A 14,243-nucleotide genomic window follows, 5' to 3' on the forward strand; every position below is an offset into this window, starting at 1 on the left:
CATCATTAAATAAGGGCATAGGCTACCGATTAAAAATAGCACTATTGTAGTAAATGATCATAAAGATCGGTAATTTACTCATCCAATGAGAAAAAAAACCGACTCACAAGGAAGTCGGTTTTAAATGGCACAGCTAAAGAGCATTATATGACTTGCTCATATTAAGGGTGACAAACATTATGCAGCTCGAGGTTTGTCCCTATATCTTTGATTCTATTCGCTTTTGTGTCATCATTGCGCAGTTGAGTCAGATGGTCTAAATAGGCTTGGTCGACATCATTGGTAATATAATGTCCATCAAAGACCGAGGTTTCGAAACGTGTGATATCAGGGTTTTGCTGACGCACGGCCTCAATTAAATCCTCAAGGTCTTGGAATATCATGCCATCGGCACCAATCAACTTAGTGATCTCTTCCACATCGCGGCCATGGGCAATCAGCTCACTGGTGGTTGGCATATCTATGCCATATACGTTTGGAAAACGAATTTCTGGGGCGGCTGATGCAAAATAAACTTTTTTGGCGCCCGCTTCACGAGCCATTTCGATGATCTGCTCAGAAGTGGTACCACGTACAATTGAATCGTCAACCAGCAGCACATTTTTACCTTCAAACTCGGCATTAATGGCGTTAAGTTTACGGCGAACCGACTTTTTACGCTCTTGCTGCCCAGGCATAATAAAGGTGCGGCCGATATAACGGTTTTTGACAAATCCCTGGCGATAAGGCAGGTCTAAGTTACGTGCGATTTCAAGCGCGATATCGCATGACGTTTCTGGAATGGGGATCACTACATCAATGTCATGGTCTTCCCACTGCTTCTTGATTTTTTCGCCAAGCATGGTGCCCATATTCACACGGCTGCCATAAACCGACACTTTATCTATAGTCGAATCAGGACGCGCAAAGTAAACATATTCAAAAATACAGGGAGAATAGCTAGGTGATGCCGCGCATTGGCGCGTATATAATTGACCATCGAGCGAGATATAAATGGCTTCACCAGGGGCAACATCTCGCACCGTTTCAAAGCCAACGGCATCGAGTGCGACACTCTCAGAGGCAACCATATATTCGGTGCCTTGCTCCGTTTCATGCTTACCTAATACTAATGGCCTGATGCCGAAAGGGTCTCTAAAAGCCACTAAGCCTTGACCAATAATCATCGCTGCTACCGCATAAGCCCCACGCGTCAACTGATGAACTTTGGTGATGGCTTGGAACACTTCATCCGCGGTGAGAAATTGGCTTTCGGTTGTTTGCAGCTCATCGGCCAGTAGATTGAGTAGAACTTCAGAATCTGAGGTGGTATTGACGTGACGTCGTTGCTTAAGCAAGCGCTCTTGTAACTCTAAAGTATTGGTTAAATTACCATTATGAGCTAGAGAGATACCAAATGGAGAGTTAACATAAAACGGCTGTGCTTCTGAGGCACTCGAGCTACCTGCGGTAGGGTAACGTACATGCCCTATCCCTGCATTGCCTTGCAGACGTTGCATATGCTTGGGCTCAAAAACGTCTTTTACCAGACCGTTTGCTTTACGCAATCTAAATGCATGTCCATCAACGGTCACAATGCCGGCCGCATCTTGGCCACGGTGTTGTAATACAGTTAACGCATCATAGATTGTCTGATTAACCGGTGTTCGGCCAACTATTCCGACGATACCACACATGGGTCGTTTTCCTCATTGTAAGATGTTCTAATCGTTATTATTGTCGAGCCCTGATCACATTAAGTCACTGTGTCAGGTCACATATGCTTTATGCATTATTATATTTTGGGTACAAAGCTTGAGGTGTTTTCCACATAGTCAAAAAACCATTGGATAACCACGCCAAATTCGGGGACCAGTTGTGAACTGCGCCACCAATCTGTATTGGGTGCTCCGGTAAAAGCATCCATAAAAAACAGCATCGCGCTAACAATTAAGGCACCTCTTAATGCACCAAAACAGAGGCCTAATACCCTATCGGTACCGGATAAGCCCGTTTTAGCCACCAATTGGCCAATGATATAATTAACAAGCGCGCCAAGAATTAAAGTCGAAATGAACAAGATAGCGATTGCAATACCGTTGCGGACGATCTCATCTTGTATTTGTGTGAGGTAAACGGCGAGGTCGGCATAAAACTGACTCGCGACGAAAAATGCTGCAAACCATACCACGAGTGACATAGCTTCTTTAACAAAACCACGGATGAGACTGATAACAGTCGATAATCCGATAACAGCAATAATGGCGTAATCGATCCAAACCATTGAATTAGGTGATCCAGCATTAGCATTAAGACGGCGCGATCTTACCAGAGACTGAAGACATTCTCACCCCCTAGTCTCATTTAAAAGCAATTAAGTTTATCCTGAATAAAAGACACTGAATTCACAAAAAAGTGACAAGGTAGTGTAGTCGCAGACCTAAACCCGTGACATACGCAAAACGCCGTCACATTAAGGTGACGGCGCTTTTTAAGCATGATTAACCGCGGTTGCAAAAGGCTTTGATTGACAATAAGGTGCTGACAAATAAGGGTTAAACAATGCCCTAGCCGCCTTACTCTACAGGGTTATAGCTTACCACAGCAGATTTAAGTTCCGTCAGTTTATCCAACTCTTTTTGCAATCGTTGCAGCTTAGCTTTAGAGATATCGGGGCCGACAAACACTTTCGTCAGTTCACCATCGACCGGCTTTTGCGGCAAGGTATAGGCTCTAAACCCTTTGGCTCTTAAACGTTTAACCAGCGCATTCACATTCGCCGCGTTTTTAAAGCTACCTAATTGCAAGGTATATGCGCCACTTGGCACGCTTTGCTCAACATTTACTGGCTTAAGTGGTTTGGCCAGAGGTTCCGTAGGCGTAACGCTAGATTGGGCCGTATCAATCGGGGGGACCTCGGGGTCTGCCGCGCTAAATTGGGCTGCCTCATCGGTTAAGTCAATAGCCTCAAAGTCCGATGATGTGTCGAGGATAGCTTCAACGGCTGGTCGCAGTGGAATCTCACTAAATTGCTCTTCTTGCTGCTGTTTTTTTCCGTCTAGAATATCAGGCAGAAAAATGACGCCCAGCGCCACCAGCACAATCACCCCAACCAGACGATTTTGAAACTGACTAGATAAGATTTTTTGTTTAACTTCTATTTCTTCGTCCACGTTGCTTTACCCAAGGTGTAAATGTTTAAACTCTGCCACAGTGTAAAAGGAGCCAAACACAATTACCACATCATCATCGCAGATATTAGCGTTGAGTGCTTTGTATGCTTGCTCAATTGATTCAAATGGATACCCTTCACTGTCTGGCGATAAACAAGCCATTAACTGACTCGCCTTAGCACTACGCGGGCAATCTAAATCAGTAAAATACCACACATCAATCACTTCACTAAGGCTTGCAATAACCGCTTGGCAATCTTTATCTTTAAGCATGCCGCACAGGGCAACAATGCGCTTATCGCGATAAACCTCAAGTCTTTGCGCTAAATACCTCGCCGCATGGGGATTGTGCGCCACATCGAGCAATGTGATGGGAGCGTCACGAAATAACTCTAAGCGCCCGGTTAAACGCGCTTGTTGCAGTCCGGTACATAGATGCGATTTATCTATCGTTGGCAATAACTGCTCGACCACGGCCAGCGCGGTAGCAGCATTGGGTAATGGCAGTTGCACTGGCGGTAAGTTATCAAGTTGCCATTGCACGCCGCTGAAATGCCAGCCCTTATCGTCTTGATGATAATTAAAATCCTCACCGACGCGAATAAGCTGGGCGCCCACTAGGCTTGCGACCTCAATCACTGATGTGGGTAAATCAGCATCGCCCACCACCAATGGCCGCCCCGCTCGGCAGATGCCGGCTTTTTCACGCCCGACCAGCTCACGGGTATCACCGAGATACTCTTGATGATCGATATCGATTGAGGTGATAACGCTAATATCGGCATCAATAATGTTGGTTGCATCTAAGCGTCCGCCGAGTCCAACTTCAAGCAGCACCAGATCCAGCGCCGATTGTTTAAAAAGATATAAACCTGCTAGCGTGGCATATTCAAAAAAGGTCAGCGAAATATCGCCTCTAGCACTATCGATAGCGCAAAAGGCATCAATCAAATCACGATCGCTAACGTCGACGCCATCAATGCGCACTCGCTCGTTATATTTCAGCATGTGGGGCGAACTATACACGCCCACTTTCCATCCTGCCGCCGCCATCATCTGCTCAATCATCACGCACGTGGTGCCTTTGCCATTAGTACCGGCAACGGTCACGACTTTGGTATCGCCTAACTGCGTTAAGCCCATGGCCTTAGCCACTTGCGACACGCGCCCTAATCCCATGTCGATTTCTGTCGGATGAATAGACAATAAGTGTGCTAGCCAAGACTCAAGGCTCGATTGCTGATTAGGTAACGCGATAGATGACATACAAGACTCTTACTAATAATTAAAAGATAAAGCGTCGTAATAACTTATGCGTCGCAAATCACTATGATGCAACCACCATCACGATAACCACGGCGCTATAAAGATAATTAATCGAGCATAAACAGTGGTCCAAGTGCTAATTTAGGCAGCTGATATGATTCTGGATAAGTCACATCGACTAAATACAAACCATTAGGCTTAGCGGTTGCCGCCGCTTGAGTACGATCTTTTAGCGCTAACAAGCCTTGAATCCAACCTATGGGTTGACGCCCGTATCCCACCTCAAGCAATGATCCGACAATATTACGCACCATATGATGTAAAAATGCATTGGCTTTAATATCGACACAAATATACATACCTTGGCGAGTCACATTGACTTCATGCACGCAGCGAAATGGGGTATTAGACTGGCATTGTATCGCCCTGAAACTGGTAAAATCTTGCTCGCCTAACAAGAACTGCGCCGCTTGATGCATCTTATGTTCATCGATATCGCCCGGGTAATGACTCACGCCAGCACGCAAGATCCCAGGACGAAGCTGATGATTATAAATCATATAACGATAACGGCGCGCGGTTGCGCTAAAACGGGCATGAAATTCATCATCAACCTCTTGAGCCCAGCGCACGGCAATATCATCGGGAAGATTAACGTTAACACCCAGAGTCCAAGCACTCAGCTTGCGGCTAGCTTTGGTGTCAAAATGTACCACTTGCCCAGTGGCATGCACCCCGGCATCGGTGCGGCCGGCACATTGAATCGCTATTGGCTCGTTGGCAACGATAGAGAGCGCTCGTTCAAGTTGAGCCTGAACCGAATCAACTTCGGCTTGACGCTGCCAGCCAAAATAACGACTGCCATCATATTCGATACCTAATGCTACGCGCATGAAATACCAATCCTTATATCAATTAAAATTGTGCTAGGCGCGCGATTCTAGCATACCGTGCTAACGAACTGGACAAATAACTCAAGCCGAACGAGTCAGGTACGGTGTCCTAGGCTAAAAACCTCCTACTCGTTCATGTATCTCACCAGTAGTGCTTATTTACTGGCATAAAAAAACGGCGCTAGCGCCGTTTTTTTATTAGCGTGTTGTCATGACAGCAACACGCGCGTTGATGAGATAATTAACGCTTTAAAGATCGCTTAGCAGATGTTTTGCTTCGCTTTGTTGGCGCTCATTACCATCAAGTTGAACCTCTTTGAGTAATGCCTTCGCGCTGTCCATATCATCTATCTCGATATAGGCACGGGCTAAGTCAAGTTTGGCATTAACCGAGTTTTCCTCATCATCGACATCGACCATGGTGGTACTGCCCATCAAATCATCGAGTTCACCCATATCAACATTTAACTCTTTGTATTGATCTATCTCGCTATGTTCTTCATCCGCTTCATTTAACAGTCTATCGATATCGATAAAGCCATTATCTTGTTGGAATGCCGTCAGATCATGCTCAGCAACCGCTTGTGCTGGCTTACGTTGGCGCTCTTGTGCATCTAACGCCGCTAATGCTTCGTCAACGGTGAGATTATCATCATCTTCCAGGGTTAATGACAATTCATCATCTGCTCCATCAAATGCCTCATTATCCGCTTGGACATCAATCTCTTGCTGCCCGCTAGCATTATCCCATTCGAGAATGTTATCGGCAGAACGCTTATTGCCTTTTAAATCGTCAAAGAATCCCGAATCATTTTTGACTTGACTATCTTTGTGATCAACCGACTCGAGATCGGCAAGCAGATCATCGAGCGACACATCATCACTTGGGAGATCGAGCGCAATATCTGCATCTTCGTCAGCGCCATGAGTCGGTGTTTGCTCAATTGGAAATGATTCAAACTCTAACGGTGCTGCGGTACTACCACGCTTAAGTGGTGCATCATTAGCGTCTGCGTCTGCCTCTACATCGTCGCTATTGCCAGCGCTGCCAAAACCAGCGAGTAAGGTATCAAGATCATCTTCCTGGGTAGCGGTAAGATCGTCTTCAGCTAACTCCGCAGCGATTTGCTCGGCAATATCTTGTTCATCAGCCTCAAAAGCGACGTCTTCGATTAAGCTATCATTAGCTAACTCTTCAGCAACCAACGCTGCCGCGTTGGCTTCATCACTGTCAGCGGCCTCTTGCTTGTCAGTATCAACTTGCTCATCAGTCTCAAATGCCACTTCTTCAATTAAACTGTCATTAGCTAAGGTTGCCGCGGCTAGCGCTTGTGCCGCTATTTCTGCGGTTTTGGCTTCATCATTGCCCGCGACCCTAGTCTCTTGAATGACGGCATCATCTTGCTCAACTGAGTTGAAATCTACCTCTTCGATTAAGGCTTCTTCGTTAGCTTTAGTATCAACAGGCGCATCAAATTCCGCTAATAAACTGTCTAAGTCGGCTTCTTCGAAACTATCATCTTCGGCGTCTTGCTCCAATTCTTGAGCAATCTGTTGCGATAGGTCTTCATTATCATCTTGCGCTTCGCTTATTTCTGATGCATCGAATTCAGCCAGTAATGCATCGAGATCTGCTTCGGTGTCGGTTGAAGACTCGCTATCAGTTGAAGACTCTGTTTCACTGGCAACAGGTTCAGTGCTGTCCATGTCGGCTAGCAAGGAATCTAGATCGTCTTGCTCTATGACGCCGTTATAAGTTTCTTCTTCCTGTTCACCCATAGCTTCAGCCCAAAGATCATCCAGTGATTGCCCCTCATCCTCTTGGGGTTCGCTTGGCGAGCTATCGCTATCGATAAACATCTCTTGGGCCATATCGAGATTTTCAGAATCGTCACTTAAATCGCTCTCTGGTTGTAATCCATCGTTCTCCACACTCATCAAAGATTCGAGCGTATCGACTTCATCGTCAAGATGCACAGCACCGGACTCATCGTCAGCTTCAGCGTTAGGTGTAAAACGTTGGGTTGCAGCCATCTCTGCTGCACTCTGAGTTGATGCCTCCTCGCTTGCTGGAGTGTTTTCATCGCTAGCGTTTCGACGCTTTAATACCAGTGCAGCAATAAGCAGTAGCAATAATGCGGGAATGGCAGCAGCAAGCCCGATATATAGCGGGTTACTCATGATGGTACGCCAACTATCGCCCGTTTCAGCAACGGGTTCTGACGGCTCAGCAGCGGTTAATTCTTGGTTAAGTTGTGTGACTTGATTACTCAGCTCCGCCTTTTGCTCTTTTTGAATAAGCAACGCTTCTTCTAATTCGGCGACTCTGGTTTCAAGTTGAGCGATTCGGTCTTGCAGCAGTTGATTATCATTGGCGGCAAGATTAAGTTTATCTTCTGCGCGAGCCAGTTCATCGGTTAATGATAAATTTTTAGCTTGTTGAGCTTCTAGCTTAGCATTCAGCGGAGCCAGTTGCGCTGCTTCAGCACTGCCCTTTGTGATTTGGTCTGCTTGAGCCGCTGGCTTAACCGTTTCAGCCACGCTTGTAGGTTTGCTATCAGGTTGACTCACTGGCTTAGGCGCAGCAACTGTTGGCGTTGGCGGCTGCGTAGCTTCAGGCCGAGGTGGCGTTGGCTGTGGTTTAGATGCTTGTGACTTACTCTGTTGCCAACCAGCATCGTTAGTCTGCGCCAGTTGCTTTGCTAAGCTCTGAGGAATGGCCGCCATCACGGCTTTGGATGGGATCAACAGGATCATGCCTTTTTCAAGGCTATTGTAATTATTGGTGGCAAACGCATGGGGGTTTGCCTCGTAAATTGCCGCCATCACTTGATATACGGTGACACTGTCATCGGGGCGCGTTTTTTGTGCGATGCTCCAAAAGGTATCAGCTGAAGTCGTTGGACCATACTGACGGATAACCTGACGTTGCTCGCCATCGGGGCCGGTAATTTTGAGGGGTTCAGCCGCCGATAACAGACCCGATGTAGCAGTGAGAATAACAAGAGCACTGGCAATGATGCCAGCGAGGTGCGATGTGCGAAGGTTCATCCATTCTTCCCTTTCAAGCTTTATAGTACTGCAAATTAGCAGCATGCTTTAGGCAATTGTATTTATTGAGATTACTATAAACCAGAATTTCATGCCCTGCTACTCTTCACGATTTAAAAACAAGTAACAACAGCAAAAAAGCCTGCAATATGCAGGCTTTTTAAAGTAAACCTTATAAAAGGTCCATAAATTAATAATAATCCCTGATCAACACCTCGGCGATCTGCACACTATTGAGTGCCGCGCCTTTTCTGATATTGTCAGAGACGATCCACAAATTAATGCCGTTAGGATGCGAAATATCTTTGCGTACTCGGCCAACATACACAGGATCGCTACCAGCCGAGTCGGTTACTGCCGTTGGGTAGTCATCATCAGACTCAAACAACTCAACACCTGGAGCATCGCGTAATACAGCTTTAACCTCTTCAGCATCAACCGCTTGCACCGTTTCCAAATGCACAGCTTCTGAGTGACCATAAAATACCGGTACCCGCACTGCGGTGGGGTTTACTTCAATTTGGGTATCACCAAATATTTTTTGTGTCTCCCACACCATTTTCATCTCTTCTTTGGTGTAGCCATTTTCCATAAACACATCAATTTGCGGCAATACGTTAAAGGCGATCTGTTTAGAATACGCCTGTGGTTCAACAGGCAAGCCTTGCAGTAACTTAGCACATTGGTTAGCTAACTCTTCAATGGCTTGCTTACCAGAACCCGACACTGACTGATAAGTCGCAACGTTAATACGTGAAATACCAAAGGCATCGTAAATGGGCTTAAGTGCCACTAACATCTGAATGGTAGAACAGTTAGGGTTAGCAATAATATTGCGATTACGGAAATCGGCAATCGCCTGTGGATTCACTTCGGGGACCACTAACGGGACATCGATGTCATAGCGAAAATGTGAGGTGTTATCAATTACAACACACCCTTGCTCGGCAGCAATGGGTGCCCATTTAGCAGAGACATCACCACCAGCAGAGAAAAAGCCTATTTGCGCTTGCGACCAGTCGAAGGTATCAACATCTAAAATTTCGACCTGTTTACCGTGGAATGTTACCGTATCACCAGCGCTGCGGCTGCTGGCTAATGGGTACAAATTCGCGACGGGAAAATTGCGCTCTTCGAGGATCTCAATCATTGTTTGACCCACGGCACCCGATGCACCTAATACGACTACGTTATATTCCTGCGACATAATTACAGACCGACTCCTGAAAAACCTAATTTGAGCACCCAATCTACATCAGAACCAGCATGATTGGCTAGCCTTAACGCACTAAATTCGCGTCTATGTTTATGATTTTTTCTCATCAGGTCAAAGCCATTATGATTAAGGAAGCGGTTGCGAAAAACCAGATCGTCATCACGTAGGTCATAAACCAGCCTAACTAGGCTCAATAATGCGTTTTCATCGGGTACTGACGCTGGGGTTAATTGCTGACTCCACAAGGGGGGCAGCAGCTCATCCATCGACTTATGGGCAGTTAACCCTAAATGTGCCATTAACGCTTCATAAAGCATAAAAGTGCCGCGGGCCTTACCTTCGAGGCTGTAACCTGCAATATGCGGGGTGGCAATGTCAACATAAGGCACCAGTTCTGCCATTGGATGGGGCTCACCCTCCCATACATCTAGCACCACTTTGAGGTCATCACGCTGCTGTTTAATCGCGAACAATGCACGATTATCAATCACCTCACCGCGGCAGCAATTTAGTAACCAGCAATCTGGGCGGAGACTGGCTAATCGCGCCTCATCGAACAGATACCAAGTGGGATACGCGCCGCTTTTGGTTAATGGCACATGTAAAGAGATCACATCACAACGGGTAATAAGCTCATCTAGGGCAACAAAGGTGCGTGGATCATCAGATGCGGCTAGCTGTGGATCATGCAGTAGTACCTTGACACCATACGCCAGCAAGCACTTTTGCAGCGCCGAGCCAGTATTACCTGCGCCAATAATGCCAACCGTCTTATTTTTTAATGGCTGTTCAAAACGCCTTGCCAGTTCGAGCATGGCAATAAAAGCATACTCACCCACCGCAGTGGCATTACACCCTGGGGCATTGGTATAACAGATATCACGCTCAGTTAAATAGGCTTGATCCAGATGATCCATGCCGATGGTGGCACTGCCAACAAATTGTAATTGTGTATTTAAGGCTAACAATTGGCGATTAACTTGGGTCACGGAGCGCACCAGCAGCACATCGGCATCACGCACCTGCGCAGGCGTGAGTTTACGTCCATCTACGCGCACCACCTCACCTACATCGGCAAACAAGGCTTCAACATAAGGCATGTTTTCATCGGCTAGGATTTTCATCGATATCTCATCTACTTGTTAAACATGGGGGAACTGCATTGCTGCCGTTAAACTCTCTCTTAGATAGATTGTCATCACAACCAATCACATCGAGCTTATTTTGCCTTAAAAACCACAGACAAAAAAGGAGCCACTTAGGCTCCTTTTTTTGCATTATGCAACACGCTCAAATTAACGAGTACGTGGGCAAAGTTCTTCAGTGCTGAAGAAGTATGCAATTTCACGCTCAGCAGATGCTACTGAATCTGAACCGTGAGCCGCATTCTCATCAATGCTTTCAGCGAAATCAGCGCGGATAGTACCAGGCGCAGCTTCTGCTGGGTTGGTCGCACCTAAGATTTCACGGTGAGCTAGCACTGCGTTTTCGCCTTCTAGTACTTGTACTACGATTGAACCAGAAGTCATGAATTCAACTAGCGCACCAAAGAAAGGACGCTCGCTGTGCTCAGCGTAAAAGCCTTCAGCTTGTTCTTTGCTTAGGTGAACCATTTTAGAAGCGATGATTTTAAGGCCAGCTGTTTCAAAACGGTTATAGATAGCGCCGATGTGGTTTTTAGCAACTGCATCAGGCTTAATGATAGAAAAAGTACGTTCGATAGCCATGTCTAGCTTCCTTTAATAAACAGGTTTTAAAAAATTCGCGCGGATTATACGAAATTAATCGACAAAAACCTACCTTTAAATAACAAGATTATTCAAGCAATAAGCTAACTACGGCTACATTGAACCTTAATGAATACAAGATGACCCCATCACAATCTCATTGAAAAAGGTAGCCCAACCTCCAGTAGCAAGACGCCCTAAATAGCAGCTGATACAAACCAGCTTAATCGTATTCGTTAATCCAGCAGCGCTGTATTGCTTCTAAAATACGCTCATTACAATGAGCTGGGTCATCGTCGAAATCATCAAGTGCTAGTACCCATTGGCGTAAATCGGTAAATCTAATCTGCTGTGGGTCGACATCTGGATGTGCTTCTAATAGTGATAAGGCGATGTCGAGAGAGTCTATCCACTGCATAAATATGCTCCTATAAAACCATAATGTTAGAAGCATAGTCGCTATCTTATACCAAGCCCATTAAAAATCTGCCCTTTGGCCTTTGAGCTTTGAGCTTTGAGCTTTGAGTAAGTATGTTAAATCCTCAGCTGAAGGCATTATTGATACCTGTCATATCGACATCACCATATATTTAGCCAAAGGTTAATTAAAGCCGGTCACGTGAAGAATAAATAGCATCAGAGAGGACATAAAAAAGCCAGTCAAAATACTGGCTTTACATGAACTAGCTGACGAGTCGCTAGTAACGGTAACTAACCTTCGCTGACCATGTTAATGGTGTACTTAGGTATATCCACCACCAGATCGCAATCAGGCACGCGAGACTGACAAGAGAGGCGGCTCTCTGGTTCTAGTCCCCAGGCTTTATCTAACATATCATCTTCCAGCTCATCGCTTTCTTCAAGTTGATCAAAGCCTTCACGAATGATCACGTGACAAGTTGTGCAAGCACAAGACTTCTCACATGCATGTTCAATATGAATACCGTTACGTAATGCAACATCCAGAACGGTTTCACCTTGCTGTGCTTCAACTACCGCCCCATCAGGACATAACTCTTCATGGGGTAAAAAAACTATTTGCGGCATACTCTTACCTATATATTGTCAACCGACTGGCCCTTAAGTGCCAACCGAATAGAATTGTCCATACGTTTTGCGGCGAAAGTTTGACTTGCATTATCTAACGCTTCAATCGCTTTTTCGATCGCATCTGCATCGCCCTGCGCCGCAGTTTGTGCCAAATGAGCCATACCTTGTTCGATGGCTGCGGCTTCCTCGGCGGTTAACAGCTCACTGTCTTTGGCCAAAGCTGCCGAGAGAGACTCTAGTACTCGCGCGGCCTCCACTTGCTGCTCTGCCGCCATGCGACGTTCAATATCTTCCTTCGCATGCGCCATTGAATCTTTGAGCATCGAACCAATTTCTTCATCGGTCAATCCAAATGAAGGTTTAACTTGGATCGTTGCCTGAACCCCTGATGACTTTTCCATTGCTGTAACGCTGAGCAACCCGTCGGCATCCACTTGGAAAGTAACCCGAATATGCGCCGCCCCGGCGGCCATCGGCGGGATACCTTTTAAGGTGAAACGCGCAAGCGAGCGGCAATCAGCCACTAATTCACGTTCACCCTGCACCACATGAAATGCCATCGCCGTTTGACCATCTTTAAAGGTGGTAAACTCTTGCGCTCTGGCGACAGGAATAGTGGTATTACGTGAAACGACCTTTTCAACCAGCCCGCCCATGGTTTCAATCCCTAGCGACAGGGGTAATACATCAAGCAATAATAGATCGGAGTCAGGTTTATTGCCCACCAAAATATCGGCTTGTATTGCGGCGCCAATAGCCACGACGCGATCGGGATCGATAGAGGTTAAAGGCTGACGACCAAAAAACTCAGCCACACGTTGACGCACAAGCGGCACGCGTGTCGAGCCCCCCACCATCACCGTTTCTAACACTTCTTCGGCTTTAATGCCGGCATCGCGCAAAGCACGGCGGCAACTGGCTATGGTCTTTTTAACCAATGACTCAATGATCGCATCAAACTGCGCTTTGGTCACCGTTTGTTGTAATTGACGTCCGTCAGCAAGCTGCAAATGCGCTAGCGTACTATCGTCTTCAGTCAATGCCTCTTTGACACGGCGGCTTTCAATTAATAACCCACGGCGTTCTTGCGCTGTTAAGCTGCTTAATTGCCAATGATCTTGCAGGTGCTGTGCTAATGCGTGGTCGAAATCATCCCCCCCCAGCGCCGAGTCACCGCCGGTGGCCATCACTTCAAACACCCCTCTATTGAGACGTAAAATAGAGATGTCAAAGGTGCCACCACCTAAATCATAAATGGCAATCATTCCCTCTTGGCCAGAATCTAAGCCGTAGGCAATAGCTGCTGCGGTTGGCTCGTTAAGTAAACGTAATACTTTAATACCAAGCAGACCCGCTGCATCTTTAGTACCTTGACGCTGTGCATCATCAAAATACGCAGGCACAGTGATCACTACACCCTCAAGCGATCCGCCTAAGGTTTTTTCGGCGCGTTCAACTAAAGGCTTTAAAATTTCGGCAGAAATTTGAATCGGATTATATTGACCACCAGCCGTATTAAATAATGGCAGACCATTAGTACTGGCAGAAAATTGATAAGGTAACGATTGATCTTGTGCTTGAATATCATCCAAGCTGCGGCCCATGAAACGCTTAACAGAAACAACCGTATTGAGCGGATCTTGAGCTGAATATCGCTCGGCTTCTACACCGACCTGTACGCCCTCTGGTGTAAAACGCACTACAGAGGCAAGTGCATGACGTCCGGTTTCATCGGCAAGGGTATCTGCCACGCCACTGCGAACAGCAGCGACTAAAGAATTGGTGGTGCCTAAATCGATCCCGACTGCCAGTCTATGTTGGTGGGGTGCTGCGCTTAGTCCGGGTTCAGCTATCTGCAAAAGTGCCATATCTATCCAACTTAAAAAAT

The 14,243-nt window shown here is 46.3% G+C and carries 12 protein-coding genes; all 12 read right to left on the bottom strand.

Annotated features, from left to right (window positions below; genetic code table 11):
• Nucleotides 1-161: 161 nt before the first annotated feature.
• Nucleotides 162-1,676 (bottom strand): amidophosphoribosyltransferase, encoded by a 1,515-nt coding sequence (purF, locus tag AC0VXX_RS10310; protein WP_475514162.1) that lies wholly within the window; start codon nucleotides 1,674-1,676, stop codon nucleotides 162-164.
• Nucleotides 1,677-1,774: 98 nt separating this feature from the next.
• The gene (locus tag AC0VXX_RS10315) at nucleotides 1,775-2,263 is read right to left on the bottom strand and encodes a CvpA family protein (RefSeq protein ID WP_475514163.1); all 489 of its coding nucleotides are present in this window, start codon (nucleotides 2,261-2,263) and stop codon (nucleotides 1,775-1,777) included.
• Between the two features lie 292 nt (nucleotides 2,264-2,555).
• The gene (locus AC0VXX_RS10320; RefSeq protein ID WP_475514164.1) at nucleotides 2,556-3,152 is read right to left on the bottom strand and encodes an SPOR domain-containing protein; all 597 of its coding nucleotides are present in this window, start codon (nucleotides 3,150-3,152) and stop codon (nucleotides 2,556-2,558) included.
• A 6-nt stretch (nucleotides 3,153-3,158) separates the two neighbouring features.
• Nucleotides 3,159-4,418 (bottom strand): bifunctional tetrahydrofolate synthase/dihydrofolate synthase, encoded by a 1,260-nt coding sequence (gene folC, locus AC0VXX_RS10325; RefSeq protein ID WP_475514165.1) that lies wholly within the window; start codon nucleotides 4,416-4,418, stop codon nucleotides 3,159-3,161.
• A gap of 107 nt (nucleotides 4,419-4,525) precedes the next feature.
• Nucleotides 4,526-5,311, bottom strand: coding sequence for a tRNA pseudouridine(38-40) synthase TruA (gene truA, locus AC0VXX_RS10330; RefSeq protein WP_475514166.1), 786 nt, complete (start codon nucleotides 5,309-5,311; stop codon nucleotides 4,526-4,528).
• A 249-nt stretch (nucleotides 5,312-5,560) separates the two neighbouring features.
• Entirely contained in the window at nucleotides 5,561-8,362 is a 2,802-nt protein-coding gene (locus AC0VXX_RS10335; RefSeq protein WP_475514167.1) for a FimV/HubP family polar landmark protein, read from the bottom strand.
• A gap of 190 nt (nucleotides 8,363-8,552) precedes the next feature.
• Nucleotides 8,553-9,569, bottom strand: a complete 1,017-nt coding sequence (locus AC0VXX_RS10340; protein ID WP_475514168.1) for an aspartate-semialdehyde dehydrogenase — start codon at nucleotides 9,567-9,569, stop codon at nucleotides 8,553-8,555.
• A gap of 2 nt (nucleotides 9,570-9,571) precedes the next feature.
• On the bottom strand, nucleotides 9,572-10,702 hold the full coding sequence (locus AC0VXX_RS10345) for a 4-phosphoerythronate dehydrogenase (RefSeq protein ID WP_475514169.1): 1,131 nt from the start codon (nucleotides 10,700-10,702) through the stop codon (nucleotides 9,572-9,574).
• Between the two features lie 171 nt (nucleotides 10,703-10,873).
• Nucleotides 10,874-11,305, bottom strand: a complete 432-nt coding sequence (gene ndk / locus AC0VXX_RS10350; protein ID WP_475514170.1) for a nucleoside-diphosphate kinase — start codon at nucleotides 11,303-11,305, stop codon at nucleotides 10,874-10,876.
• A 223-nt stretch (nucleotides 11,306-11,528) separates the two neighbouring features.
• A complete protein-coding gene (gene iscX, locus AC0VXX_RS10355; protein WP_475516993.1) occupies nucleotides 11,529-11,729 on the bottom strand; it encodes a Fe-S cluster assembly protein IscX in 201 nt (66 codons plus the stop codon).
• A 287-nt stretch (nucleotides 11,730-12,016) separates the two neighbouring features.
• The gene (fdx, locus tag AC0VXX_RS10360; protein WP_110458878.1) at nucleotides 12,017-12,352 is read right to left on the bottom strand and encodes an ISC system 2Fe-2S type ferredoxin; all 336 of its coding nucleotides are present in this window, start codon (nucleotides 12,350-12,352) and stop codon (nucleotides 12,017-12,019) included.
• Nucleotides 12,353-12,360: 8 nt separating this feature from the next.
• Nucleotides 12,361-14,223 carry a Fe-S protein assembly chaperone HscA gene (gene hscA / locus AC0VXX_RS10365; protein WP_475514171.1) on the bottom strand — a complete coding sequence of 621 codons (1,863 nt, stop codon included), beginning with the start codon at nucleotides 14,221-14,223 and terminating at the stop codon, nucleotides 12,361-12,363.
• Nucleotides 14,224-14,243: the final 20 nt, after the last annotated feature.

It is taken from the genome of Shewanella sp. QJM3NY_23, assembly GCF_056173105.1.

Excerpts from the sequence above, each read along its gene's own strand:
- truA (WP_475514166.1), bottom strand. The coding sequence starts at position 5,311 with ATGCGCGTAGCATTAGGTATCGAATATGATGGCAGTCGTTATTTTGGC.
- AC0VXX_RS10340 (WP_475514168.1), bottom strand. The coding sequence starts at position 9,569 with ATGTCGCAGGAATATAACGTAGTCGTATTAGGTGCATCGGGTGCCGTG.
- purF (WP_475514162.1), bottom strand. The coding sequence starts at position 1,676 with ATGTGTGGTATCGTCGGAATAGTTGGCCGAACACCGGTTAATCAGACA.
- ndk (WP_475514170.1), bottom strand. The coding sequence starts at position 11,305 with ATGGCTATCGAACGTACTTTTTCTATCATTAAGCCTGATGCAGTTGCT.
- folC (WP_475514165.1), bottom strand. The coding sequence starts at position 4,418 with ATGTCATCTATCGCGTTACCTAATCAGCAATCGAGCCTTGAGTCTTGG.
- AC0VXX_RS10315 (WP_475514163.1), bottom strand. The coding sequence starts at position 2,263 with ATGGTTTGGATCGATTACGCCATTATTGCTGTTATCGGATTATCGACT.
- AC0VXX_RS10345 (WP_475514169.1), bottom strand. The coding sequence starts at position 10,702 with ATGAAAATCCTAGCCGATGAAAACATGCCTTATGTTGAAGCCTTGTTT.
- fdx (WP_110458878.1), bottom strand. The coding sequence starts at position 12,352 with ATGCCGCAAATAGTTTTTTTACCCCATGAAGAGTTATGTCCTGATGGG.
- AC0VXX_RS10335 (WP_475514167.1), bottom strand. The coding sequence starts at position 8,362 with ATGAACCTTCGCACATCGCACCTCGCTGGCATCATTGCCAGTGCTCTT.
- hscA (WP_475514171.1), bottom strand. The coding sequence starts at position 14,223 with ATGGCACTTTTGCAGATAGCTGAACCCGGACTAAGCGCAGCACCCCAC.